Origin of the sequence: Brumimicrobium aurantiacum, assembly GCF_003402975.1 — a bacterium.
GTDB lineage: Bacteria > Bacteroidota > Bacteroidia > Flavobacteriales_D > Crocinitomicaceae > Brumimicrobium > Brumimicrobium aurantiacum.
In genome coordinates, this window is the sequence record NZ_QURB01000002.1 from 375,968 (window position 1) to 398,961 (window position 22,994).

The 22,994-nt window shown below is 33.2% G+C and carries 24 protein-coding genes; 11 read left to right on the forward strand and 13 right to left on the reverse strand.

Features of this window, described 5'->3' with window-relative positions:
- The first annotated feature begins 41 nt into the window (after positions 1–41).
- Complete coding sequence (locus DXU93_RS04905) at positions 42–521, forward strand: DUF2141 domain-containing protein (protein WP_116880142.1); 480 nt, start codon at positions 42–44, stop codon at positions 519–521.
- Between the two features lie 175 nt (positions 522–696).
- Positions 697–1,308, forward strand: a complete 612-nt coding sequence (locus DXU93_RS04910) for an L-threonylcarbamoyladenylate synthase (RefSeq protein ID WP_116880143.1) — start codon at positions 697–699, stop codon at positions 1,306–1,308.
- Positions 1,309–1,382: 74 nt separating this feature from the next.
- Here the strand turns inward: DXU93_RS04910 and DXU93_RS04915 are convergent, their stop codons facing one another.
- The 10 genes from DXU93_RS04915 to DXU93_RS04960 form a co-directional block, all read right to left on the reverse strand.
- Positions 1,383–2,279 carry a WD40 repeat domain-containing protein gene (locus DXU93_RS04915; RefSeq protein ID WP_116880144.1) on the reverse strand — a complete coding sequence of 299 codons (897 nt, stop codon included), beginning with the start codon at positions 2,277–2,279 and terminating at the stop codon, positions 1,383–1,385.
- Positions 2,280–2,286: 7 nt separating this feature from the next.
- A complete protein-coding gene (locus DXU93_RS04920; protein WP_116880334.1) occupies positions 2,287–3,096 on the reverse strand; it encodes a phosphosulfolactate synthase in 810 nt (269 codons plus the stop codon).
- On the reverse strand, positions 3,083–4,513 hold the full coding sequence (locus DXU93_RS04925; RefSeq protein WP_116880145.1) for a tetratricopeptide repeat protein: 1,431 nt from the start codon (positions 4,511–4,513) through the stop codon (positions 3,083–3,085). The genes DXU93_RS04920 and DXU93_RS04925 overlap by 14 nt, the downstream gene beginning before the upstream one ends.
- Positions 4,514–4,678: 165 nt before the next feature.
- Positions 4,679–4,912, reverse strand: a complete 234-nt coding sequence (locus DXU93_RS04930) for a hypothetical protein (RefSeq protein WP_116880146.1) — start codon at positions 4,910–4,912, stop codon at positions 4,679–4,681.
- Positions 4,913–4,998: 86 nt separating this feature from the next.
- Entirely contained in the window at positions 4,999–5,463 is a 465-nt protein-coding gene (locus DXU93_RS04935; RefSeq protein ID WP_116880147.1) for an FKBP-type peptidyl-prolyl cis-trans isomerase, read from the reverse strand.
- Positions 5,464–5,598: 135 nt separating this feature from the next.
- The gene (locus tag DXU93_RS04940) at positions 5,599–6,327 is read right to left on the reverse strand and encodes a hypothetical protein (protein WP_116880148.1); all 729 of its coding nucleotides are present in this window, start codon (positions 6,325–6,327) and stop codon (positions 5,599–5,601) included.
- A 128-nt stretch (positions 6,328–6,455) separates the two neighbouring features.
- Positions 6,456–7,235, reverse strand: a complete 780-nt coding sequence (locus DXU93_RS04945) for an MBL fold metallo-hydrolase (RefSeq protein WP_116880149.1) — start codon at positions 7,233–7,235, stop codon at positions 6,456–6,458.
- A 110-nt stretch (positions 7,236–7,345) separates the two neighbouring features.
- Positions 7,346–8,797 (reverse strand): glyceraldehyde-3-phosphate dehydrogenase, encoded by a 1,452-nt coding sequence (locus DXU93_RS04950; protein WP_116880150.1) that lies wholly within the window; start codon positions 8,795–8,797, stop codon positions 7,346–7,348.
- A gap of 75 nt (positions 8,798–8,872) precedes the next feature.
- Positions 8,873–9,739 (reverse strand): sigma-70 family RNA polymerase sigma factor, encoded by an 867-nt coding sequence (locus DXU93_RS04955; RefSeq protein WP_116880151.1) that lies wholly within the window; start codon positions 9,737–9,739, stop codon positions 8,873–8,875.
- Between the two features lie 176 nt (positions 9,740–9,915).
- Entirely contained in the window at positions 9,916–11,391 is a 1,476-nt protein-coding gene (locus DXU93_RS04960; RefSeq protein ID WP_116880152.1) for a Do family serine endopeptidase, read from the reverse strand.
- Between the two features lie 148 nt (positions 11,392–11,539).
- Between DXU93_RS04960 and DXU93_RS04965 the strand changes: the two genes are divergently transcribed.
- The 5 genes from DXU93_RS04965 to DXU93_RS04985 all read left to right on the forward strand — a co-directional run bounded on the left by DXU93_RS04965 (position 11,540) and on the right by DXU93_RS04985 (position 15,117).
- Entirely contained in the window at positions 11,540–12,181 is a 642-nt protein-coding gene (locus DXU93_RS04965; RefSeq protein ID WP_116880153.1) for a hypothetical protein, read from the forward strand.
- Positions 12,181–12,966, forward strand: coding sequence for a diaminopimelate epimerase (gene dapF, locus DXU93_RS04970; RefSeq protein ID WP_116880154.1), 786 nt, complete (start codon positions 12,181–12,183; stop codon positions 12,964–12,966). Before DXU93_RS04965 ends, dapF begins: the two co-directional genes overlap by 1 nt.
- Before the next feature lie 71 nt (positions 12,967–13,037).
- Entirely contained in the window at positions 13,038–13,553 is a 516-nt protein-coding gene (locus DXU93_RS04975; RefSeq protein WP_116880155.1) for a GNAT family N-acetyltransferase, read from the forward strand.
- 1 nt (position 13,554) lies between these two features.
- On the forward strand, positions 13,555–14,616 hold the full coding sequence (gene mltG / locus DXU93_RS04980; RefSeq protein ID WP_165851336.1) for an endolytic transglycosylase MltG: 1,062 nt from the start codon (positions 13,555–13,557) through the stop codon (positions 14,614–14,616).
- A gap of 6 nt (positions 14,617–14,622) precedes the next feature.
- Positions 14,623–15,117 carry a phosphoribosyltransferase family protein gene (locus DXU93_RS04985; protein WP_116880157.1) on the forward strand — a complete coding sequence of 165 codons (495 nt, stop codon included), beginning with the start codon at positions 14,623–14,625 and terminating at the stop codon, positions 15,115–15,117.
- Between the two features lie 14 nt (positions 15,118–15,131).
- On the opposite strand, the gene DXU93_RS04990 is transcribed toward DXU93_RS04985, so the two are convergent.
- The 3 genes from DXU93_RS04990 to DXU93_RS05000 form a co-directional block, all read right to left on the reverse strand.
- Positions 15,132–16,010: a M90 family metallopeptidase gene (locus DXU93_RS04990; protein ID WP_116880158.1), complete on the reverse strand. Its 879-nt coding sequence runs from the start codon at positions 16,008–16,010 to the stop codon at positions 15,132–15,134.
- Positions 16,011–16,092: 82 nt separating this feature from the next.
- Positions 16,093–16,320: a hypothetical protein gene (locus DXU93_RS04995; RefSeq protein ID WP_116880159.1), complete on the reverse strand. Its 228-nt coding sequence runs from the start codon at positions 16,318–16,320 to the stop codon at positions 16,093–16,095.
- Between the two features lie 112 nt (positions 16,321–16,432).
- Positions 16,433–17,395, reverse strand: a complete 963-nt coding sequence (locus DXU93_RS05000) for a hypothetical protein (RefSeq protein WP_116880160.1) — start codon at positions 17,393–17,395, stop codon at positions 16,433–16,435.
- 150 nt (positions 17,396–17,545) lie between these two features.
- Here DXU93_RS05000 and DXU93_RS05005 point away from each other — a divergent pair, with 150 nt between their 5' ends.
- The 4 genes from DXU93_RS05005 to DXU93_RS05020 all read left to right on the forward strand — a co-directional run bounded on the left by DXU93_RS05005 (position 17,546) and on the right by DXU93_RS05020 (position 22,975).
- A complete protein-coding gene (locus DXU93_RS05005) occupies positions 17,546–18,850 on the forward strand; it encodes a methylmalonyl-CoA mutase family protein (protein ID WP_116880161.1) in 1,305 nt (434 codons plus the stop codon).
- On the forward strand, positions 18,847–20,979 hold the full coding sequence (gene scpA, locus DXU93_RS05010) for a methylmalonyl-CoA mutase (protein ID WP_116880162.1): 2,133 nt from the start codon (positions 18,847–18,849) through the stop codon (positions 20,977–20,979). The genes DXU93_RS05005 and scpA overlap by 4 nt, the downstream gene beginning before the upstream one ends.
- Positions 20,980–21,066: 87 nt before the next feature.
- On the forward strand, positions 21,067–22,119 hold the full coding sequence (locus tag DXU93_RS05015) for an AI-2E family transporter (protein ID WP_116880163.1): 1,053 nt from the start codon (positions 21,067–21,069) through the stop codon (positions 22,117–22,119).
- Positions 22,120–22,252: 133 nt separating this feature from the next.
- Complete coding sequence (locus DXU93_RS05020; RefSeq protein ID WP_123776048.1) at positions 22,253–22,975, forward strand: hypothetical protein; 723 nt, start codon at positions 22,253–22,255, stop codon at positions 22,973–22,975.
- Positions 22,976–22,994 lie beyond the last annotated feature (19 nt).

Sequence of the window (22,994 nt, forward strand, 5' to 3'; positions counted from 1 at the left end):
TTATTTTCTTTAAATTTATAAAGGAAACCAATTCAAATGAAATGAATAACCGAATACATTGTGTAATACACTACCTAAAAATTCCTGTCTTAATTGTATTATGTATATCATTTAACGCTTTAATTATTGTTGCCCAAACCAACTACAATAACAATACATTAACCGTTAAGATTAAAAATTTAAACAATTCTAAAGGCAAAGTTGCTTTAACATTATACAATTCACCAATTGGATTTCCAGACACTCCTAAGAAAGCTATTTTTATTCAATCAACGGTTATAAAGGATAATACTGCAAAGTTTCAAATACCTAATTTAAAAGAGGGTGTGTATGCAGTGAGTGTAATTCATGATGAGAATAATAACAATAAACTGGATGTCAATTTTGTTGGAATACCTACAGAAGGACTAGGAGTTAGTAATGATGCTCTGAATAAATTTGGACCTCCAAAGTTTGAGCAAGCTAAATTTAAAGTACTAAAAGGTACAAACCTCATTATCATAAACATGTATTACTACTAAGGATAATCAGTTGAGTTCGTATTCAAATATTTAAGACTATTCTTCCTTTCGATGATCATTTTTAGATTAATCTACATTGTATTTTTTTAACGCATAACAATTATATTTCAATAAGATTTGGAAGTTGATATCAATTTTTTGAGTAACTTACTAGTGTAAATTAAAAATCAAATCTATGCTTGTAGAAATTAATAATAACAATATAGACCAACGTCTAATTGATGATATTGTTAAAGCCCTAAAAAATGGTGAAATCATCATATATCCAACTGATTCTGTTTACGCAATTGGTTGTGATTTGAAGAACAAAAAAGCACTTGAAAAATTAGCGAAGTTCAAAGGTATAAAACTTAAACAATCGAAATTTTCAATTATTTGTAAGGATTTGAGTCAGGTTTCTCAATATGTTAAACACCTACCTCAACCCACATTCAAATTGATGAAAAAGGCATTACCTGGTCCTTTTACATTTATTCTTAATGCCTCAAATGAAGTCACGAAACTATTCGATTCGAACCGTACAGAATTAGGTATTAAGATACCGGATAACAATATTGTAATGGCTATTGTCGAAAAATTAGGCAACCCATTGGTTACTTCTTCTTTAAACAACAATGAAGATGATATGCTCGAATATTTTATTGATCCATATAAAATCTATGAACAGTTTGATGAAGTCGTAGAAACCATCATAGACGGTGGACCTGGTAAACTAGAAGCTTCTACAATAGTAAATTGTACCGGTGATGCTCCAGAAATAATTCGTCAGGGTGTTGGTGAATTATAAAACTATTTTTCTAAAATTAAAAAGGGCTATTGTAAATTTTCAATAGCCCTTTTTAGTTCTCCTATTTAAGTGAATTAATCTGTTAATTCCCAAATTTTTAATAATCGATCGTCACTAATCGTTGCAATTTTATTTTCATTTATTTTTGCTAAACGATTTACAGTATGGCGATGACCTTTATTTTTAAATTCTATTCTTTCAATAATTGAAACATCAGCTTTATTCCACAATTTAATACTCTTATCAAAGCTTACAGAAACGAGGTTTTCTTTGTTATTGATGAATTCTAAATCATAAATTGCGTAATTATGAGCTGGAACACTCGCTAGTTTTGCCTCCTTTTTCCAATTCCATTTATGAATGTATGCATCTTTGCCACCTGTAAAAAGTACCTCTTCATCGAAGAGTGCACAATTTACACCATCATTATGTGCCTTAAACTCATGGATAACATTAAAAAAAGAAGTCTCTAAAATTCTAATGTACCCATCTTGACCACAAATGACCATATGATCTCCTTTTTCATCAATTGAAATTTCTCTTATTTTTCCACAGTTAAAAGGCAAAGTAATGAGCAGTTCAAAATTTTGAGCATTCCAAACACAGAGCATTCCATCTTTGTCACCTGAGTAAAAATGATTTTTAAGAGGATTATTTGTTAACGCAAAAATTGCAGACTTATGTTGTTTCAAAAGTCGTACTTCTGCCCTCTTTTCAGTATCAATTACATGAATTCCTCCATTATTTGTTCCAACCGCTAAAATGTTGAATGTTTCAGAAAAAGCGATGTTGTATGCTGATTCTTCTAGTTTGACGGCAAAATTAGTTTGTTCTCCAGTTTTGGCGTCCCATTTTACAACATAGCGATCAGCACTTGAAGTATATAAAAAAGATTGATTGTAGATTACATCATAAATCGCCCCACTATGGCCACTTATGGAATTAATATTTTTCAATCTTCTTTCTGTCATTCTGATTTTACTCTTCTTCGTCTGAATTGACTTGCTTTAATCTTTCAGCGTAATCTGCGGGAAGATTTTCGAAAAATGTATCTCCTCTTAAGCCAATTCTAAGACATTCTAATGGAATAACTTCATTTGGTGCAATATTTCCTAAATTTACGTTAGCGCCAAAAAGTTTAATAAACCAAACTTGTTGATTTTTGATTGGTGCTTCCCACAAAATTCTGTTAGGATCAATCTTTGCGATAATTTTATTAATTAGGAAAGTATGTGCTGTTCCATTAGGTCTAAATACACCTACATTACCACTTTCTCTTCCTTCTGCAATAACTTTCCAAGAACCGGCTTCGAGTTCTGTACTCATCATTTTTATCCATTTATTTGGAGAAATTAAAATACCAGAATCTTTAGATCCAACTTCTGACAAAACAGTTCTGTCTTTGGCCATTGTTCGAATCAATTCACACTTTTCGTCATGAGGAATAATGATAGAACCATCAGAAATTTCTGCTAGATCTAAATCATATTTATCACATAGTTTTAAATAATCTTCAAACATTCCTCTTGCGTAGAAGGCTTCAAACAATGTACCTCCAAAATATGGACGAATGTTGTTTTCCTTATAAAGTTTGATTTTCTCTTCCAATTGATTTGTTACAAATGCAGTTCCAAATCCAAACTTTACAACATCTGTCAAATGACCGCTAGCCTCTATAAAATTGGCTGTTTCCTTAAGGCTTAAGCCTTTGTCCATCATCATCGTCACCCCTTTTTCTCTTGGCTTTTGGGGTCTTTCTGGTATAAATGGTAAACTAAAATTTTTCATTGTCTTTTCTTTCATCAAATTCTTGCATCCTATCTACAAAATATGTCGCATTTTTCATTTCAGGGAAATGCAAAAATAAACTTTTCGCTAAATTAGCATCATTTTCTAACACTTCATCAAAATTTAGCATTGCTTCAGTGTGGTTTCCTAACATCCAATTACAGTAACACAAAACCATTGTCACCACAAGATTATCTCTTAAATCTTTATGATCTGATACAGCATCAAAAACAGATTCAATAGATTGTCCAGCTAAAAAGGATAAGTAATCAATTATTATTTCTTTATTATTCGGTTCTAATTGAATGGCTTTTTCATACGAAGATAAAGCTTGTTCATTTTGCTCTTTATTTTCGTATGCATTGGCCAGTGAACGCCAGATTTCTGCCTTTTCAGGTTCTAAATCTACGGCAACCAATAATTCTTGAACAGCCTTGGCATGGTTTCCAAGCATATCACTCATTATTCCTTTCCCTAACCAAGCATCTGCCAATTGAGGAAGAAGCACTGTACTTTTATTGTACATTTCATAGGCCTTTTCATATAAGTCTAACTCTTCGTAGCATTCACCCATCGAACAAAATACCATAGGATCATTTTTATCCAACGCTAAGCATTTCTTATAATATTCTAGGGCTTCCTCTATTTTATTGGCATCTAAATAAGCATTTGCAATGTTATATAAAGCAGGTACAAAATCATCTTGAATTAAAATTGCATACTCATAAGCCCAAATAGCTTTTTCAGTATTATCAATTTTAGAATAAGTATTCCCTAAGTTATACCAAGTTGTATATGAATATGGATCTTCATCAATATAGTCCAAATAGCTTTTTACAGCATTTTCATTATCACCTATTTTTTCATAACAATGTGCCAATTCATAAACCAACAAATCGTTAACATGTCCTACTTCAATTGTTCTTGAAAGTACTTTTATTGCAGATTTGTAATCATCTGTACTTTCTAATTCCATGGCCAAATCAATAGCAATATCAACTTGTTCTTCACTCGATGCAATTTCTAGGGCTTTTCGAAAATACTTTATAGATTGAATACTGTGCTTCAATTGACTATAACAAGTGGCAATTGAAAGAAGTACATCTAAATTATTTGGTTCAATTTGCTCTAGACTCAGGAGTTTTTTCAAGGCTGTATTTACATCACCAGTAAGCGATAAAATTTGAGCCAATCGAATAATGATAGAACTATTATTAGGAAAATGGTATAAGGCTTGCTCAGCCGCCCATTGAGCTTTCTTAAGTTGGTTTGAAATCAACAATTGATCTAAAATATACTCTACATCATCTGAATCAATGTATTTATATTCGTTATTGGCATACATCTGATCAAAAATCGCTAAACTTCTTTGATAATCATTGTTTAACCAATCATCTTCATTTTCTTCTTCAAACATATTGCTAAATTAAGAAATATTAAACCAAATACAGCGTATTTAATAAGGATTGATTGAAATGTTAATAACAATAAATTGTGGTTAATATTTAATCCATAAAAAAAGTCCGTCATAATCAAAATTAAAACAGACTATAAATCAACTCAGTTAATCTTACTATCCAGACTAACCTACTCCTGTATTTGCTTTTGGTGGAATAGTTAAAATAATATCTTCCTCCATTGCTTTTTCTAAAGTACCTTCAGCTTTCGCATATACAGTAGTTAAATGGTTAAAAACATCTTCTTGCCTTTCGGGAAATTTCTCAGCGATTTTAGAAGACAAATGTTTATTTAATGGATCGTGACGATCAAAAAATTCATTCAGTTTTTGCTCATACATTTCTGGACTATACTTCATAATTCTTTTTCTTTAAAAATTAATAAAAAAGTCCAGTTCAATCAAATAAGGAACGTTAAAATTTTAAAACTTGAATCAAATGATAACTATTCAACAATATCTAATAATGCGACATCAAAAATCAAAACGGTATTCGGATCAATTGGACCAGATCCTGTTTCTCCGTATGCTAATTTGGAAGGAATCAATAATATCCCTTCCCCTCCTTCTTTAAAAAGTTGAATTCCCTCTGTCCAACCAGCCATTACATTTTGTAAATTAAAAGAAATTCCTTCTTCCTCACTTTCATCAAAAACACTTCCATCCAATGTATATCCTTTATAGCGTACCACCACATCATCCATAGCATCAGGATAATTTCCTGTTCCTTCATCCGTAATTACATAATGTAATCCTGAACTTGTTTCCTTTGCATCAAGGTTATTATTCTTTACATATTCTTTAATTTCACTAAGATCTTGTTCAAATTGCTCTTCAGGACTTAAGTCTTTTTCACAAGCGCTAAAAATCCCCAATAACACAACCGATGCAAGTAATACTATTTTTTTCATGTTCTATTTTTGAGACTAAATTATAAAATACCTTCCAATAATAACCAACTTCATCAAAAGATAAAAAATAAGTGATAAAAAAAGACCGATGCTTACATCGGCCTTCTTAGAATTACATTTCAAAAAAGTTGAAATTTAGAATCTCCATCCTAAACGAAGCATTCCTTGAGTTCCAATAAATGATTCCTTGTATCCTGCTACTTTATTCTCAACAGTTTGTTGAGTACCACCCACTACAAAATTATCAGTTCTTTCTTGATCCTGGTAAGTAAATCCAGTTACTCCCAGACCTAACTCTGCACCAATGTATACATTTTCCACAAAGTAGAAATCCATACCTAATCCGAGTACACCACCGATGTTAGAGTACGACCCTGATGATTCATATGAATAATCTGCATTGTAAGTATCAGTAGGATCTAATTCAGTAGCAACTATTTTTTGGTTACCAAAACCAAAGTTAACACCTAAATAAGCATAAGGATCTAACTTTTGCGTTCCAACGAAATGGTATTCACCACCTAATTGAAGATTTACAGCCATACGATTGAATTCAAGTGTTCCTTCCCCTCCAGAACCATCAGCATTCTCGTAATAACGCTCTGTTGTTGACATTGCACTACCCATTCCATCTCCAAGTCCAACTTGTAATCGAACTGCAATATTATTGTCTAGAAAATAACGACCACGTAATGCTGGTGCTGTCCAATTCATTCCGTTACCATAAGTACCACCCAAAGTAGTTTCAATAGAAAAAGGAGTAGCATCTGTTGGTTTTTCTACGTCTGCAAAAGTCTGTGCATTTGCGCTACCTGCAAACAATGCAGAAACTGCCAAACAACCTGTTAAAATGATTTTTTTCATAATTATAAGTTTTAATAATTCGTAATAAAGTTAACAGTTCTTTTGGATTAAGAAAGATTTAAGACACCTAATATTTCAATAACTCAATGTTAACAACACTTCACTCAATGAGTTATTCATAACACAAATCACTGAACATCAATCTCTAAACCATCAAAAGCCGGAAAAACATTTTCAGGCAATTTAACTTTTATTTGCTCATGTGTTCCAAATAAATGAGAAATATGAGTCAAATAAGTCTTGTTTGGTTTCAATTCACGAATAATATCTAAAGCTTCTTCTAGACTTAAATGAGAGATATGAGGCTCCTCTCTTAAACAGTCTAAAATTAGGGTTTTCACTCCTTTTAGCTTTTCTAATTCTGAAGGAGGTATTGTTTTTACATCTGTCAAATAGGCAAAATCTCCTATCCTATAGCCATACACTGGCATTTTATAATGGTACATTAAAATTGGTGTAACCATTGGTCCATCAAGTAGTTGAAAAGGCTTATTCTCGACCAAGTTAATATTTACCCTAGGTACACCCGGATATAAATTATCACCAAAAGCATAATGAAACTCACGTTTCAAGGTTGCAGAAACATCTTCATTGCAATACAATTCCATATCTCTCTTTTCTAAGAAATTATAAGACCGTACATCATCCATTCCTGCAACATGGTCCTTATGTTCATGTGTATACAATACTGCACGTAGCGACTTGACGTTTTCCCGTAACATTTGTTGTCTAAAATCAGGGCCTGAATCAACAACGAAGTTTTCTCCTTTCCAATTGATTAGGATTGAACTTCTTAATCGATTATCTTTTGGATCATTAGAAGTACAGACTTCACATTCACATCCAATCACAGGAACTCCCTGAGATGTCCCTGTACCCAATACTTTTACAGTAAACCTTTCTTTCATATTCGTTAAAAATATAAACAATAAGTAAAATCAACTTAATTAAAGGAGGAATTATAAACAAAAAAGTCGGACACCTCTGCCCGACTTTTAAATTTATTTTGAATTCTATCCTAGTAATAGATTAATCTTCTCACTTTAGCTACATATTTAGCTAAACGAATAACCTGTTTTGTGTATCCAAACTCATTATCATACCAAGTGTACAATACAACGTTTTTCTTATCATTAGATACAATTGTTGCTGGAGAATCAAATACAGAACAACATGTGTTACCGATGATATCATTTGACACCAATTCTTCATCTATTGAATAGTGAATTTGGTTAATCAAACTTCCATTTAAAGCAGCATGCTTGATTGCACTGTTGATTTCCTCAACTGAAACTTCTTTATCTAATTCTAAAGAAAGAATTGCCAAAGAACCATTTGGTGTAGGAACACGAACAGCGTTTGCAGTTAATTTATTCTCTAAGTCTGGAATAACTTTAGTTACCGCTTTTCCTGCTCCAGTTGAAGTAATTACCATGTTGATTGCCGCTGAACGACCTCTACGTGGTTTTTTGTGCATATTATCTAAAAGGTTTTGGTCATTAGTATATGCATGAACTGTTTCAATATGCCCTTTCACTACTCCAAACTTATCATTCACAACATTTAAAACTGGTGAAATTGCATTCGTAGTACATGATGCTGCTGAGAATATCTTTTGATTTTCAATATCTAAAGTTCCTTGATTAATTCCGTAAACAATGTTCGGAATTTCTTTTCCTGGAGCTGTAAGAATTACACGTGAAGAACCTTTAGCTTGAAGATGTCTTGATAAACTTTCTTTGTCAGTAAATACACCTGTATTGTCAATAATTAAAGCATTATCAATTCCGTATTCAGAATAATCGATATCTTCTGGATTCTTAGCTTCAATCATATGAACTCTCATTCCATTGATTGTTAAAACTTTTCCTTCAACATCTACATCTACAGTTCCATCAAAAGCACCGTGAACTGAATCATTCACAAATAAAGCAGCACGTTTTTTAATAATATCAGCTGAAACATCTCTTGTAACGATTGCTCTTAAACGTAATTGTTGACCTTTACCAGCTTGTTTAATTAATTCACGAGCAGCTAAACGACCAATTCTACCAAATCCATAAAGTACAACGTCTCTAGGTTCTGTTTTTGCTTTGTCTTGTCCAATAAAGTCTTTCAAAGTGTCTCTCAAAAAGGCCTCCATTCCATCAAAGTTTGCTTTAGCTTCATTGTATTCAAAAGCCAAACGGCCGATGTCCAATTTTGAAGGTGCTAAATCTAAAGACAAAAGTGCTTCTGCTAAATCTGAAGTTGTAAAAACATCTATTGGTTTTTGAACTACCTTTCTAGAGTAGTTATGCAAATTCATAATTTCAGAAACTGTTAATCCAACAAGGTGGTTTCTAAATAATACTAACTCCACTCCTTTATCGTAAAGAAGCTGACCGGTTTTACTTGCTAATTTTACAGCTGCTCTTTCTCTTTTAACGTGAGCGTCTAACTGTTCTTCATACCCGTTTGAAGTATTCATATTCTATTGTTTATGGTTAATTTATTATTTTTCACATAAAAAAAGGGCCGCTAATACTAGCAGCCCCGAAATCTCTTATCCTAAATAAGCTTTCAAAAGTTTATTACGCGAAGTGTGTCGCAACCTCCTGATGGCTTTTTCTTTAATTTGTCTAACTCTTTCTCTCGTCAAGTTGAATTTTGAACCAATTTCTTCCAATGTCAAACCGTGATTCATTCCAATTCCAAAGAATAAACGAATAATTTCACGCTCTTTATCCGTTAATGTTGACAATGAACGTTCAATTTCACGTTGCAATGATTCAGACATCAACAATGTATCAGCTTTTGGTGAATCTCCATTGGCCATTACATCCATCAATGTACCACCATCTTCATTTGCTGATAAAGGAGCATCCATAGATACGTGACGTCCAGAAACATTCATACTTTCCTTAATCTTATCTTCAGGAACTTCCAACGCCTCTGCCAATTCCTCAGCTGAAGGTGGACGTTCATACTCTTGCTCTAAACGAGAAAATGCTTTGTTGATTTTATTCAACGAACCTACTTGGTTTAATGGCAAACGTACAATTCTTGCTTGTTCTGCCAAAGCAGATAAAATAGATTGACGAATCCACCAAACTGCGTAAGAGATAAATTTGAATCCACGCGTTTCATCAAATTTCTGTGCAGCTTTAATCAAACCTAAATTCCCTTCATTAATTAAATCTGGAAGTGTTAATCCTTGATTTTGGTATTGTTTTGCTACTGAGACAACGAATCTAAGGTTCGCTCTTGTCAATTTCTCTAAAGCTCGTTGGTTTCCTTGTTTGATCTTTCGTGCCAACTCCACCTCTTCATCGGCAGTAATCAACTCCTCTTTTCCTATATCTTGAAGATATTTATCTAGGGATTGACTTTCACGATTGGTTATTGACTTTGTTATTTTAAGTTGTCTCATGTTTTTCTTTTCCTTATTTTAAATAATGGATAAATAAAGTTTTGCAAATTTAAATCAATTAAACTATTCTACAAAATATTAATGTGTCCAAATTAATTAAATGTCAATTATAAATTAAAAATGCTCCCGCCTAAACTGAACGGGAGCATTGATATTACGGAATATTTTAAATTTGGTTACAATCCAAATCCAATATAATCTTTCCTTCCACTTTTTGTTACAATTTCTAGTAAGACTCCATTCTGGTCTTTACGTTTTAAGTAACTTGTAAGCTGTTCTACACTAGTCACTTCTTCATTATTAACTTTTGTAATAACGATTCCTTTCGACAATCCTAAAGATCTTAATTTACCTGTTGAAATTGATGAAATTTTTACTCCATTCTCAATATTCAACTCTTTCTTTTCTTCTCTTGTTAACTCTTCAAAGGTCGCACCAAGGGCAGAATATTTTTCCAACTCTTCTTTTGAAGTTAGCTCTGTATTTCCTTCAATATTTTTCAATTCTACTTTTTTATTGATGATTTCACCATCTCTACGAATTGTTAATGCTACTTCATCACCTGGACGTCTTCTTCCAATTTCTTCCTGTAATTCTGCTACTGAATTAATAGATTTAGAACCTACTTTAAGGATAACATCTCCAACTTTAATTTTTGCTTTCTCTGCACCAGAATCTTCGTTAACTCCAGCTACATAGATTCCGCTTGAATTCTCAAGTTCTTTTTCATTGATTAATTCCTGTGTAATTTCTTGAATTTGTACTCCCAAGAATCCTCGCTGAACCATTCCATAATCTATAAGGTCGCTCATAATTTTAGCCACCAAACGAGAAGGAACAGCAAAAGAATAACCTGCATAACTACCAGTTTGAGAAGCAATCGCTGTATTGATACCGATTAATTGACCTTGTGTATTGATCAACGCACCTCCAGAATTCCCTGGATTTACAGCTGCATCCGTTTGAATAAAAGATTCAATAGGCATTATTTCTTTATTCTTACTTCCTATAATATTTATATTTCTCGCTTTAGCAGAAACGATCCCAGCTGTTACCGTTGAATTTAGATTAAATGGATTCCCAACAGCTAATACCCACTGCCCTACTTTAACATCATCACTGTTAGCAATTGAAATCGCTGGTAAACCCGTTTTTTCAATTTTCAACACCGCAATGTCTGTTGAAGGATCTGCTCCAACTACTGTAGCGTCAAAGGTTGTATTATCGTTTAGTGTAACTTGAATTTCACTTGCGTTTTGTATCACATGATTGTTGGTTACAATATACCCATCTTCTGAAACAATAACTCCAGAACCTGAACCACTTCCATATTGCTTACGTTCTCTTCCGGCACCTGGCCCGTAGAAAAACTCTAAAAAAGGGTCGGTTTGAACATAAGATTGTACAACTTTAGTTTTCACGTGAACCACCGAATGAACACTTTCTTGACTCGCTTTGGTGAAATCTAATTTTTCATTGATTTCTGATGGCGCAAAGTTAACTTGAGAAACCGATGCCGATGGTTGATCGATATATTGTTTTGAATTGATTGATTGATTAGAGTATTCTGATGTTTCAACCATTAAGAATACCCCCAAAGGCACGATACCGCCTAAAATCCCTAAGCCAATTGATTTTATATTTTTTTTCATAATTCTTATTTTTTTTATTGTGTGTTTGACTGCTCCAATATTAACACCAAAATTGTTTCAATGTGATTTTTTCGCTGTTAAATGATGTTAAGCAATATTCTATTCTTTTTTACTACATTTGCTTTGTCCTTATGATGCTTATTTTTAAATGAAAAAAATTTTTCTATACTCAATACTCTTTTTATGTGGTGGAATCGCTGGATACTTTGCGAATTCATATACACAGGATAATATTGAAAGTAAAATAGCAAGTACTTCAAAAAACATTAAAGACATAGAGAAAGAAGTGGTTTTTGACACCATCCACATTCAAACACCTTCCCCTACTCAAAAAGCAATCAAACCTTTAATTATAAGAGACACCATCTTCATCATTGATTCCATACCGACAAAAGACCTTGAGGAGGACAAAGAAAACTTGAATACGACCATTGAGTCTGACGACTATGAGAGTAATCCAGACGAAGAAACAATCATAACAGAGGAATTAATCACTAAACGTTCAATCGACTTAAGAGATTCCAACAAGTTAGATTCTGCGGATATTTCTAAAATTCTTGATTTTAAAAGCAAATCTTTTTCAAACACCATTGTGGTAGAGTTTTGGAAAAGCCCACTCAATATTACGGGTTATGAGCTTTCAAGAAACAGATTGAAATTATTCGGTTTTAATCCAAATGATCCTATTATTTTAAAACTAGATAACAACGAAGATCAAATCGTTTTGACTTCTGAAACCATCAATATCGTACTTCAAAAAACAAAACAATTTAAGACATTAAAATTATAATGACGCTTTCATTTACGAAATACCAGGGAACAGGTAACGATTTCATCATGGTCGACTGTACGCAAAACAGTGAATTCCAATTAGCAAAAGAACAAATTTCAGCACTTTGCGACCGAAGATTTGGAATTGGAGCTGATGGAGTAATCTTAATTTTTAAACATGAAAAACTAGATTTCATCATGGATTATTATAATTCTGATGGATCTAAAAGCTTTTGTGGTAACGGTGCTAGATGTGCGGTCCACTTCGCTCATTCCTTAAAACTATTCAACGACACAGCACAATTCGAAGCGATTGATGGCCTTCACCTTGCGGCAGTAAATCAAGATATCGTATCATTGAAAATGAACAAAGTTGATCATTTTGAAAAGGATGATACAGCATTTATTCTTGACACAGGAAGTCCTCATTATGTGAAATTTGTCGCTGATGTAGATCATGAAAACATCGTTGAATATGGTCAGAACATTCGCTATTCCAATAAATACAAAAAAGAAGGAATCAACGTTAACTTAGTTGAAGTTTTAGAGGATAATCACTTGGAAATGCTAACCTACGAACGCGGTGTAGAAGATGAAACATTTTCTTGTGGGACAGGTGCAACAGCAGTCGCCTTAGCTTATGCTTTAGTGTTAGATTATTACGACATTGATGTAAGAATTCAAGTTAAAGGAGGAGAATTAAACGTAAAAGCTGAAAGAATGGAAGACGCTCCAACAACTTTTGATTCGATTTTTTTAATCGGTCCGGCAGAGAAGGTTTTCGTTGGTCAAATTGAAATATAAGTAGAACTAATTCCTGAGGCTAACTTTCTAAACCTTCTGTATTAACAATAAAATTTGTATTTTTGAACTATATGTTAAAGGGAGATAAAATATACTTGAGACCTATTGAAGAGCATGATGTCAATTTGATACTACTCTGGGAAAATGACACAGAAAATTGGCGCTATAGCGAAACTGAAGCACCATACTCTCTATTGCAGATACAAGATTATGTTAGAACAGCAAGTAAAATACGTGAAAACAAACAATTGCGATTATTGATTTGCCGAAAAGATAACGACGATGCCGTTGGAGCGATAGATTTATACAATATCGACTTTAAACATTTACGTGCAGGAATTGGTATTCTGATCGCCAATAATGAAAACAGAAATCAAGGATATGCCAAAGAAGCCATACAAATTACATCAGCATTCGCAGCTAAGAAAATCGGCTTGAAACAACTCTTTTGTGATATTCAAGCTGACAATACATCAAGTATCGCTCTTTTTGAAAAAAGTGGATTTGTTAAAACAGGTACGAGAAAAGATTGGTATTTATACAATCAAAAAGGAATTGATGCGTATTTTTACCAAAAATTTATCTAAAATGAATTCCCCTTTGCGATTATCAACAATTGTATTGCTTTTTGCCTTTGTAGTTGTACTTCATTCTTGTACCACGATTAATGCCTACTTCGGAGGAAACAAAAAAACAATCAACACAGAAGATGTTGCCGTTTACATTCCAACAAACACCACTATAAAGGAGTTAAAAGCAATTCTTGTCCGTCAAAATATAATCGATGATATTGATGCTTTTCAATCTGTTTTAGACTACAAAGAATTTGATGAAAACAATCTTGGAGCAGGTAAATACATCGTTGCTTCAGGAACAGAATACAAAACCTTAATCAATGGGTTTACACTTAATAGTTTAAACAACGGAAACAAAGAAGTAGAAGTTGAAGTAACATTCAACAACTGTCTACACATCAAAGATATTGCAGGTAAAGTTTCAAAGCAAATTGAAATGGATAGCGCTACTTTTGTAAACTATATTTTATCAGACTCAATATTGAAAAAATACGGTTTCAATGAAGCAAAAATAGGCGCCTTATTCCTTCCGAATACTTATCGATTTTACTGGGATACTGACCACAAAGAATTCATTAATAAAATGGCTTCAGAGTTTAAAAAGTTTTGGACTCCTGAACGTATCGCTAAATTAAAACAAGTAGGATTAGAAAGTCAATCAGACGCCGTTACTGTTGCCTCAATTGTTTATAAAGAACAAGACAAGCACCCAGAAGAATGGAAAACAATCGCTGGATTATATTTAAACAGAATTAGAAGAGGTTGGAAATTACAATCAGATCCAACATTTAGATTTTGTTGGGGCGATGAACTGAAAGGAGTTGAAAGACTTACCTATGAGCACAGAGATAGGGATTGTCCCTACAACACTTATATTTACGCTGGCCTTCCTCCTGGCCCAATATTTATTCCACCTTCCTCTGTTGTTGATGCTGTACTCAACGCCGAAAACAATGGATACATGTACATGTGTGCAAAACCAAATAGCGACGGTTTACATAATTTTGCAAAATCACTTTCACAACACAATAGAAATGCAGCAGCTTTTCAGAGATGGATTAGAAATAGGAACTAAAAGAATATGAAAACACTTGTACTCAACAATAGACAAATTCAACAAAAGCTAGATCGTATTGCTTATCAAATCGTAGAAAACAATTTTGATGAAGAACAATTGTATTTGGTTGGAATCCGTGGTAATGGTTTGGAAATCGCCAAAGAAATTGCACAACGTTTAGAGGACATTGGTCAACAAAAAATTGAAGTTTGTGAGCTTTCGATCGACAAGAAAAAACCTTTAGATCATAAGATCACAACAAACATTCCTCTCGAAAATTTTGATCAAAATACAATTATATTGATTGATGATGTCATTAACTCTGGCAGAACAATGCAATACGCTTTATTAAAACTCCTAGAACGACCAACAAAAAAAGTAAAGACAGTAGCCTTGGTAGACCGTAAACACAGGAGCTTCCCTATTCGATGTGATTATGTTGGATTAACGCTTTCCACCACCCTTCAAGATAGAATTGAGGTTGATTTAGAGGGCGAAAAGAATGCATATTTAATTTAAATCTAGACGATAATTTAAGACTTTGTAGCATTGAAATAATTTTCTAGAAAATCAAACAATGGTCTGTTTTTAATTTTCAAGAGTTGCGGACATTCTTTGTAATATGTTGTTATTACAGCGAAAAACTCAGCTTCTGATATTCCTCCATAATCGGGTATTGTTGAGTCTCCATCGTTAATTTTTCGCATGGTTTCCTTCATCAATTGAACCCAAATCTTTTTATCCTCTTCACCTAAATATTCTGGCACACCGTCAATTTGACCATCAGATTTATCAAGTAAATGCGCAAATTCATGTATTCCAACATTTTGTTTATCATTATCAATTTGAAAACCTTTAACTAAGGCTGGCAAAGAAAGAATCATTGTGTTATTCATTAAGCCACCATGATGAACTTTACCACTAATCACTCCATGCTTATTTAGTGAATTATCATCATCAAAATTAGAAGGATACACCAACACCTCTTGCAAATTACCATAATTGTAATATGGCAAACCCCAGAAAGCAATTATTGCGCTAGCAGCGACATACAAACATGTTTCTTTTTCAGGCTTATCTTTTCCTATTTCAGTGATTGTGACATCCGCAATGAAAATGGCAATCCTATTTTCAAAAATCACTTTATCTTTATTATCAAGACGCTTGTAGAATGATATATATCTATTCATCCAGTGCTTATCATTGACTGTCAAATTTATTTTTGCATTACGTGGAGATTTCTTTCGTGTATTAATTCTCCACACCCACAAAGCAGCAACAACTAGAATTACGACAACAATACCAAGTATTTTTGCACTTCCAAATCCCTTATGGTGCAAAATTACCGGAATACTTGCCAATGCAACTGTGAACAAAATTATCCATGGTAGGAAAGGTTTTAATTTGGTCATTTTTATTATATTCTAAAAAATAAATTCCACAAAAAAAAGCCTTCCACTATTGGAAAGCTTTTAAGATTCTTGGTAACACAAACTACTTCTTTTTAGCAGCTTTAGCTTCTTTCTTGTTCACCCACTTGTCATTTTTGAGCTCACCTAAAACTGTTACATCTTTAATTCTATTGTAATCTTCGATGGCCATTTCCATTTCTTCCTTAGTATCTCTACGAATCTTGATACCATTAGCTTTTGAACCTTCGTTTCTTACTTCTATATAAAAACCATCTTTCAGTTTCGCTGGTCTTGTTGGCGGTCTACCCATAATATATATTTATCTAAATTATTAAAATAACATCGAGTTTTCATCGAATTTGACCAAGATAAACAACTAGATTAATAATTCCTAATTTAATCAATAAAAAATCTTGTATTTATCAATAGATCAGTTTAAATTCACTTCTCTTCTCTACATCTCCAACCCTGTTATATTTCCAATAAGGCATTGACTCTACACCTTTCAATTCATAAATAGAAGTTCTTAACTCACCATCAAATACGGTTGGATAAGTTTCTTTCCATGACACTATTCTATTGTTCTGTTCTAAATCAACTTGAATTTCTACAGTTCTTTTCAATGCAGGAATTTCATACTCGTAAACATACAACCCCTCTGATTCATAACTTTTTCCAATTGCTGAATAGTCCTTCATTCCTTGATGAGAATTTCTTAAAGTTGCAGCACTTGGAAAAACATCAAAGTCCCCTACTGGCAACAAATCAACAGATGTTTTTAGCATGTTAAAAATATTGTCCTCCAATATCACATGATCGATATGAAAAGATGTATCACCTTCAGATTCAAAATAGGATCTTTGCATAAGGTCAAAACCATTATTGTGATTCATTTGCATAAAAGATTGTCCGCACCAATCTTGACTTCCAAATGTGACTTTCAGTGGATATTGAGCACTAAATTTTTCAATTGGTGTAAAAACAGAAGTAAATTGTGAGTAATCGTATAATCCTGTGGCAAAACGATCGATTCTATTCATCTTAAGTACATTCACACTATTATCGTTATTTGGATTATCAGCTTTTACTTGTTTTTCAATCAGAAAAGGTTCTGTCACAAATATCAAAACAACCTCCCCTTCATGCACACCATTATATCGTGCTTTTTTAAGCGAATAAGTTGCAATTTCTGCGTTTCCTGAATAATGATTCATATCGTAAGACGTATCACTTAAAATCATATCATCGGGCTTTTCACCCTCTGATTCACTCAAATCATTTTGCGCTACGTCTTCTAATTTTGAATCTACCAAATCTTCAGTTCTATTATTCGAACAACTGAAAAGAATTCCGCTAAATATCAATACACCTAAATATACCTTCATAACCTGTTTTTACCTATGAATTTAACATTTTAGTATTAAAAATAATCCTTAGATTAAATATTTTACGACTTTTGTGATTAATAAAGCGATACAGACTAATACATTATTATCGATTATTATTAATTTTGTTCTAAAACAATACCTTCGTATATGACCGATTTCTATAAAGATTTCTCAACATCCACTGCCGAAGAATGGCGTAATAAAGTGGAAAAAGATTTAAAAGGAAAAAGCATTGAAGATGCACTTCATAAGTTTCATCCAATCGAAGAAGTAGAATATGCTTCTTATGGCTTAGCTAACGATGACAATGGAAATCACAACACTCCTGGACAAGCAGACTATTCAAGAGGCGGTAGGATAAACAACAATGACTGGATCAACAATGTTTTTGTACCGTTAGATTCTCCAAAAAAAATGAATTCGTTTGCTTTAAAACAGCTTATGAATGGAGCAACAGGTTTAACAATCGATTTTTCTGACTTCAGTACTGCTGATTGCGAACTGGTAATTAAGGAGATTGAGTTTGAACACATTACTTCTACATTCTTTTATTCAACAGAAGAACAATATGAATGGATCAATAAAATTACCGAAACTAAAGATATAAATAACACTTCTATAAACACAGGTAATCAAAAGTTTAAGATAATTAAATCTAGAAGAAACATTATTATCAACGCTATTGATGTTCAATATTCAGGAGGAAATGTTCATCAAGAGATTGCCTATGCTTTACACAAAGGTCATGAAGAGTTATTTGCATTAATGGATGATGGAATGACTGTAGATGATGCTGTAGCACAACTAAAGTTTAGATTCGGAATTGGAAGTAATTTCTTCTTTGAATTGGTCAAGTTCAAAGTATTTAGATCCTTGTGGTACACCGTGGTTCAAAGTTACAAGCCAGAGCATGAATGTTCAACAATTCCATACATTGAGGCTGAAACCGGATTTATCAACAAATCAATTAAAGACCCACACAATAATCTATTGAGACAAACTACAGAGTCATTATCAGCAGTTCTTGGAGGAATAGATGAGTTAACGATTCGACCATACAATGCTTGGTCAACTGATGAAAACCTTGACAAAACACAACGTTTAGGTTTGAATATCGCATTATTATTGAAGGAAGAATCATATTTGGATAAAGTGATAGACCCAGCAGGAGGTTCTTACATCATTGAAGAATTGATACAAACTTTAAAAACTAAGGCTTGGAGTACTTTCCAAAAGTTAGAAAAAGAAGGATTAGAGAATTTAAAGTCAGAAATTAAAAAAATAGCCGCGTTAAGAATTTCACAAGCTGAACAAAAAGAAAAGACACATATTGGGATCAATAAATACTTTAATGAAGATCCACAAAACCTTGATTGGAAAATCGATGTAGAAACAGTATTCGGAACACCGGTCGTATTAGAAAAAGATTGTAAAATTGAAGTTGAGTTATGAAAAAAGTAGATTTTAATAAGGTATCACCATTAGAAAATAAAAACTCATCGACTCACGAAGCCGTGAAAACGCATGAAACCGCAGAGAAAATTGACTTAAAATCTTATTATGAATTTAAAGATATTTCTGCATTAAAACAGCGTCATTTTGTATCTGGAATTCCTCCTTACTTAAGAGGTCCATATTCAACAATGTACACTGCTCGTCCTTGGACAATTCGACAATATGCAGGATTTTCAACGGCAGAGGAATCCAACGCTTTTTACAAAAGAAATTTAAAAGCAGGTCAGAAAGGACTATCTGTAGCCTTTGATCTTGCTACCCATAGAGGATATGATTCAGACCACGAACGTGTGGAAGGAGATGTTGGAAAAGCTGGAGTTGCCATCGATTCTATCATGGATATGAAATTGCTTTTCGATGAAATTCCTTTAGATAAAATGTCTGTTTCTATGACGATGAATGGTGCTGTTATTCCGATTATGGCCTTTTACATTGTTGCTGCAGAAGAGCAAGGAGTTGATAAGAAGTTGCTTTCAGGAACGATTCAAAACGATATTTTGAAAGAGTTCATGGTACGTAACACCTATATTTATCCACCTTTGCCATCAATGAGAATTATCTCTGATATATTTGAGTACACTTCTCAAAATATGCCGAAATTTAACTCTATTTCCATTTCTGGATATCATATGCAAGAAGCTGGAGCAACAGCTTCAATTGAGTTGGCCTATACCCTAGCCGATGGATTAGAATATTTAAGAGCGGGAATAGAAGCTGGTTTAAAAATAGATGATTTTGCACCAAGATTGAGTTTTTTCTGGGGAATTGGAATGAATCAATTCATGGAAATTGCAAAAATGCGTGCTGGTAGACTTCTTTGGTCGAAAATTGTAAAGCGATTCAATCCAAGTAATCCAAAATCATTGGCATTAAGAACACATTGTCAAACTTCAGGATGGAGTTTAACCGAACAAGATCCGTTCAACAATGTTGGGAGAACATGTATCGAAGCGATGTCTGCAGTTTTCGGTGGAACACAATCTTTACATACCAATGCACTTGACGAAGCTATCGCATTGCCAACAGATTTTTCTGCAAGAATTGCTAGAAACACTCAAATTTACCTTCAAACGGAAACTGGAATTACTGATTTCATCGATCCTTGGGGAGGAAGCTACTATGTTGAGAAATTAACAGACCAGTTGGTAGAAAAAGCTTGGGGATTAATAGAAGAGGTTGAAGAACTTGGTGGAATGGCCAAGGCGATTGAGACAGGTGTTCCTAAAATGAGAATTGAGGAAGCAGCTGCAAGAAAACAAGCCCGTTTAGATGCTGGTAAAGATGTTCTTGTTGGGGTTAATAAATACCAATTGGACAAAGAAGAAGAAATTGAAATATTAGAAGTTGACAATACTAAGGTCCGACTATCTCAAATTGAGCGTTTAAAAGAATTAAGGGCCAATAGAGATGAAGAAAAGGTACAGCAATCATTGGCTGAACTGGAGAAAATCGCGGCATCGAAAGAAGGAAATCTTCTGGAAGCAGCAGTTGAATGTGCTAGAAATAGAGCAAGTTTAGGTGAAATATCTTCTTCAATGGAGAAATCTTTTGGAAGATATCAAGCGACAATCCGTTCGATCAGTGGAGTTTATTCAAGTGAATCTATGCAAGACAACGATTTTAACACAGCTAAAAACAAAGCTGAAGAATTTGCCAAATTAGAAGGTAGACGACCTAGAATTATGATTGCCAAAATGGGACAAGACGGTCATGATAGAGGTGCTAAAGTTATCTCTACATCTTTTGCTGACATTGGATTTGATGTTGATATAGGACCATTATTCCAAACGCCAAAAGAAGCTGCAAAACAAGCCATCGAAAATGATGTACATGTTGTTGGTGTTTCTTCATTAGCTGCAGGACACAAAACATTGGTTCCGCAAATTATAAAAGAGCTTGAAAACTATGGTAGAGGTGATATTATGGTAGTCGCTGGAGGAGTTATTCCGCAACAAGATTATAAGTATCTATATGATGTTGGTGTTTTTGGTGTATTTGGTCCTGGAACTAAAATTTCGTCATCTGCAATCAAAATACTTAATCTCTTAATTGATAGTGCGAAATAACTCATTTTAATAATTATTTTAGTTGTTTTATTGCCCAATAGTGATAACAATAACTATTGGAATTAATTATTAACTAAAATTGCTACAATGACACAAAACTTCAAACTTGATAGAATTACAAAGGTGTTATTTATCATAACATTTATAATACTTGCATTTTACTTTTTTACATCTGTATTGATGCCAATATTGTTTTCAGCAATTCTTTCTTTGATTGTTTTGCCCATTGTCAAGTTTTTTGAACGTTTGGGAATTAATCAGGCAATATCTGTTGCATTGACAGTTTTCGTTTTATTGATTTTGACTTCAGGAATTTTAGTTGTATTAATCTTTCAAAGTCAAGCTATTGTTACAGAGTTACCCAAAATGATGAGTGAAAATGAAAACTTTTTACACATTGATGCTGATGACTTAACAGCCCAAAAGATAAGTGAGTTGATTTCAGTTAAAACAGAATCCTTACAACAATATTTATCTGCCATAAAAGGTGGATTAATTTCAATGTTAGAAGGAGGATATAAAGGATTATCGAACATGTTGATGTTTATGGTAACTTGTCCTGTATATATCTTTTTCATGCTTCTTTACAGAAACAACGTATATAGATTTGTAAAAGAAGCACAACGTAGAAGTAAAGGAAACAAAGACAGTGACGAAGTTATAGATGGCATAAAACAAAACCTTTACCAATACATTAAAGGAATGCTTATCGTGATGTTGGTCGTTGGAACACTTACATCTATTGGTTTATTTGCCCTTGGAATTAAATATTCATTATTCTTGGGAATATTGGCTGCAATATTAACTCCACTACCCTATATTGGTGTTTTCGTGAGTGGAGTAATACCTATCATAATTGCTATTCTTACGAAAGACTCGGCTTGGTATATATTTGGAGTTGTTGCGGTATTTGCTTTGGTACAATTTCTCGAAGGAAACATTATAACTCCTAAAATTATGGGAAATAATGTAAACATCAACCCATTGATTATCATCTTAAGTTTAGTCATATTTGGTGCTGTTTCAGGACTGGTAGGGATGATTTTAACAGTTCCTATTCTTGCGATTTGTAAAGTTGTAATAGACCATTCTCCTAATTTAAAACATTGGAAATATTTAATGGAGGACAGAAAAACCTAATTTATCAACTTTAGAGAATTGCTATTTTCGTAAAAATGTGTATTATTAGAAACTTATTAAGTATATAACACAAACAAGTTTTAAATTTAGGCACAGTTCTTGAATTTAAGTATTAAAAAAAAACAAAGTAATAATGAAAAAACTAATACCAGCATTCGCATTTATATTTTCTTCATTCATGTTGTTTGCTCAAAACACTTATGAAGATTTATTAATAATTCAGGCAGATGGTGATTGGGAAAAATTAATCAAGAAAGCAGACCGATACACAACAAAAAGTTCAACCAGTAAAGACCCATTACCATATTACTATATGTCATATGGACTGTATAAAATTTCATTCCAAGCTGAAAGAGACGATGAATATAAAGGAGCCTACAAGGATGCCTTTACAGCAATGGGTAAAATGCTACGTTATGATGAATCAGGTGAAGTAGAAGAAAAACACACTGAGTTTATCAACGAATTGAAATTCTCTTTACTTGAAATCATCCAAAATGAAGTTGAAAACGAAGAATACAAACGAGCATTTGGTTGGTCAATGAGATTATATAAGTTTGGTAGAGACTACATTCCTGCTTTATATATGGAAGGTGCTCTAAGAACAAGAAAAAATGACGCAACAACTGGTCGTAACAAATGGGAAGAAGCCAATAAGTTAATGAAAGATGCAGATGTTATGTCATGGTCTGAAGCAGATCAAAAGATATTAATGTCAGCTCTATTTCAGTCAGCTAAAGTGCTAAAAGAAATGAGGTTAACTGCTCAAGCCAAGGAAATGATGGACAAAGGAGCTCCATATTTCGAAGACTTAGAAAGATGGCAAGAACAATATGACGAGATTATCAATTCATAATTGAATTAAACAATACAAA